Below are 3317 nucleotides of genomic sequence, written 5' to 3'. Positions count from 1 at the left end.
TTTCTGATGCATGGAGCGAGGAAAGCAAAGCCATGAGCTATGCCAAAAGCTGGATTGATGAATTTACACCGTGGATCGAATATAGGGATTTATGCGTTTAACTATAACTTGTTCTCGACTCGTTACTCAACGCGGGATGCCCTGGTTGGCCAGGCGGTCGGCGCGCTCGTTCTCGGCGTGGCCGGCGTGGCCCTTGACCCAGTGCCAACTGACCTGGTGGGGGGCGAGGGCGCTGTCGAGCCGCTCCCAGAGGTCCCGGTTCTTGACCGGCTGGCGCCCGGCGGTGAGCCAGCCGTTGCGCTTCCAGTTGGTCATCCACTCGGTCACCCCGCGTTTGACATACTGGGAGTCGGTGGTGACCGCGATGCACGTCGGTCGCTTGAGGGACTCCAGCGCGGCGATCACGGCCATGAGTTCCATGCGATTGTTGGTGGTCGCACGCTCGCCCCCGCAGAGTTCCTTCTCGATCGCACCGTAGCGCAGCAGGACGCCCCAGCCCCCGGGCCCGGGGTTACCCTTGCAGGCGCCGTCGGTAAAGGCCAGGACCGACTCAGACATCGTGGTCGCCGCGGGCACAGGGGCCGCTCCGGCCAGCCCCCGCCAGACCCTGGCGGGTGCTCGGTTCGATCGCCCCGCCGGCCAGCAGCGCATGGCGGGCGCTCCACGAGGGCCGCAATGGGGTCAAGGTGGAAACACGCTTCACGGCCTTGATCACGTAAACACCACCCAGGGCCGGCCACAACCCGCGCCCGAGGGTATCGAGCACCGCCAGGCGGCGCCCTTGGGCGCCGCGCATGGGCGGCCTGAACATGAGTTGTTTGCGCACTTCCACATCGAACCCCAAGAGTGACAACCAGTCTTCGACCCGGTATGTGGTAAGAAAGCGCCCGCACCAGGGCACGCGCCGACGCGACCGATAAAGCAACCGCAGCAGGCCCCAACTGCTGAGCGCATTGAACCCCAGGATGATCACACGGCCCTCGGCGATCAGCACTCGCTCCACCTCGCGCAACACCAGTCGCGGGTCCGGCGCGAAGTCCAGGGTGTGGGGCAGGAGTATCGCATCGACGGCGTCGGCGGCCAGCGGCAGCGCCTGCGGATTCGCCACGACTTCCAGACCGTAGGGTCCGTTCGGCAACTGAGCGGGCACCAGCACCCGATGACGGATGCGACTCGCCGCCAAGACCTCAGGGAAGCAGGCGCCGACGCCGATCTGCACCAGGTAGTAGCCAAAGGTATCGTGGAGCAGTTCCATCATGCAGTCCCCCTCCCTGGCCGCCACCTCCCGGCCAAGGGGCGTGCGGTACCAGTGCTCAAGACTTGCGAAGGAAGAGCCTGGGCCTCTGCAACCGGTCATTCAATTGCCTCTATGCGGGCACGGTGAAAACGTGAAAGTGCCGGAAGTGTGCGAACCCGGCCCGCGCCGGCGCCCCCCAACGTCAGGCGCAAGACCGCGGCGCACCGGCGCTTGCACGTCCCCGAAGGCCACCCATGGTAGCCGGTAACGGGCGCCCTGTCCCCGTGCCCCCGGCGGTCATGCCCGGGCCTTGGGTCTGGTAATGACCGCCAGGTTTGCGTATCATACCCCGACAACTCGTGAGAAGCGATTTAAACCAAGCACTTACGCTTGGCTCCGGGGGTTCGATGAGGTCTTTCACACGCATGGTGCGCCGCCAAGGCACACCTTTTTCCATTTTTCTTGCCGCGCTAGCCGTCTCCGGCTGCGCCACCAAAGAGGCCCGCTACACCGCCGGTGAGGACGCCTACGGCAGTCTGGTTTCCGCCCGCGAATATGGTTACGTCCGCCCCGCCGGGGAGGCTGCGCGCGGCACCCGCCCGGGGCGCAGCCCCCAGGGGTCAGGTGCCGATCTGTGGACGCGCGTGCGCGCCGACATGAAGCTCAATCTCCACGCCAACGGGCGCATCGATGAGAAGGTCAGCGCCTTCCGCCGCGACCCGCAGTTCCTGTCGAAGCTCTCGGAGCGGGCCAAACCCTATCTCCATGTGGTGATCGGCGAGATACAACGGCGTGGGCTGCCGGCCGAACTCGCCCTGCTCCCCCACATCGAGAGCCGCTACAACCCAGCGGCCACCTCCCCGGTGGCGGCCGCCGGCATGTGGCAGTTTATGCCCTACACCGGCCGCGAGATGGGTCTGCGCCAGGACGCCTGGCAGGATGAGCGGCGCGACGTCATGGCCTCCACCCGTGCGGCCATGGACTATCTGCAACAACTCCAGCGGCGCCTGGGCGGCGACTGGGAACTGGCCATGGCGGCCTACAACTGCGGCCCGGGCCGGGTCGAGTCCGCCCAGGCCGCCAACCGCGCGCGCGGCCTGCCCACCGACTTCTGGTCCCTGAACCTGCCCAACGAGACCAAAAACTACGTACCCCAGATCCTGGCGGCCGCCCGCATGGTGGCGGAGCCGGCGCAAAACGGGGTGCACCTGCCGCCGGTACCGAGCGCACCCCAATTGGAGGTGGTACGCACGGACCGACCCGTGGACCTGGCGCGCGTCGCCGCGGCCAGCGGTATCGGGCTCGCACAGTTGCAGACGCTCAATGCCGGGCTCAAGCGCGGCCAGACCTCCCCGCAGGGTCCGGGGCAATTGATAGTCCCGGCCGGAACCGGCACGCGCGTCACCGCCGCGCTGCCTCAGTCCCGGGTCATGGCGGCCGCGCCGCTCGCCGTCGCCAACCCCAGGGCGGTCGCCCAGGCGCTTGCCCAACCGACCGCAGCCGTACCGACGGCCAAGTCCGCGACCACCGTCTACGTGGTCAAGGGCGGTGACACCCTGGCCTCCGTCGCCCGCGCCCGCAAGGTGGACCTGACCGAACTCGCCGAAGCGAACGCTATGCAGCCGCGCGAGCCCTTGCTGCCGGGGCAGAGCCTGCGCATCCCAGGCCGGGACAGCGCCGACCCGGGCGGCGGCATGACGGCCGCCAACCTGGTCAACCACCGGGTGCGCAAGGGCGACTCCCTGGACGGCATCGCCCGCCGCTATGACGTCAGCGTCGGCGACCTGATGCGTTGGAACCCGGTCGCGGCCAACGACCTGCGCCACGGCGGGGTGATTCGTATCTATCGGCATGGCCCGGAGTTCGCAGCCTTGTGACGGGCGACTAGACGGGGCGGTCCGCTCCCCAACGGGGGGGCGAAACGGCCGCTCCGGGAGCGCGGGCGCAACGCCCGCGCCTGCAGCCTGGGACCGATCAGGTTGCCACACCCGCGGTCGCGGTAGGGAACCGCTACCGGACGTTCTCACGGACCGGGCGTCGTTGTCGTTGTCGTTGTCGTAATCGTGGTCGGATTATTCGA

3 protein-coding genes are annotated in these 3317 nt (G+C 67.8%); 1 reads left to right on the top strand and 2 read right to left on the bottom strand.

The genetic code is table 11. The annotated features are described in order from the left end of the window. Positions 1-126 precede the first annotated feature (126 nt). On the bottom strand, positions 127-558 hold the full coding sequence (gene rnhA, locus QZY48_RS26560; protein ID WP_295436553.1) for a ribonuclease HI: 432 nt from the start codon (positions 556-558) through the stop codon (positions 127-129). Then, positions 551-1255 carry a methyltransferase domain-containing protein gene (locus QZY48_RS26555; protein WP_366929788.1) on the bottom strand — a complete coding sequence of 235 codons (705 nt, stop codon included), beginning with the start codon at positions 1253-1255 and terminating at the stop codon, positions 551-553. The genes rnhA and QZY48_RS26555 overlap by 8 nt, the downstream gene beginning before the upstream one ends. A gap of 389 nt (positions 1256-1644) precedes the next feature. Here QZY48_RS26555 and QZY48_RS26550 point away from each other — a divergent pair, with 389 nt between their 5' ends. Further along, positions 1645-3114 (top strand): transglycosylase SLT domain-containing protein, encoded by a 1470-nt coding sequence (locus QZY48_RS26550; protein ID WP_295436551.1) that lies wholly within the window; start codon positions 1645-1647, stop codon positions 3112-3114. Positions 3115-3317 lie beyond the last annotated feature (203 nt).

The sequence above is a fragment of the uncultured Thiodictyon sp. genome, assembly GCF_903828115.1.
Taxonomy (GTDB): Bacteria; Pseudomonadota; Gammaproteobacteria; order Chromatiales; family Chromatiaceae; genus Thiodictyon.
Note: the sequence above shows the minus strand (reverse complement) of the source record. Positions and strands in the feature narration are given on the sequence as shown.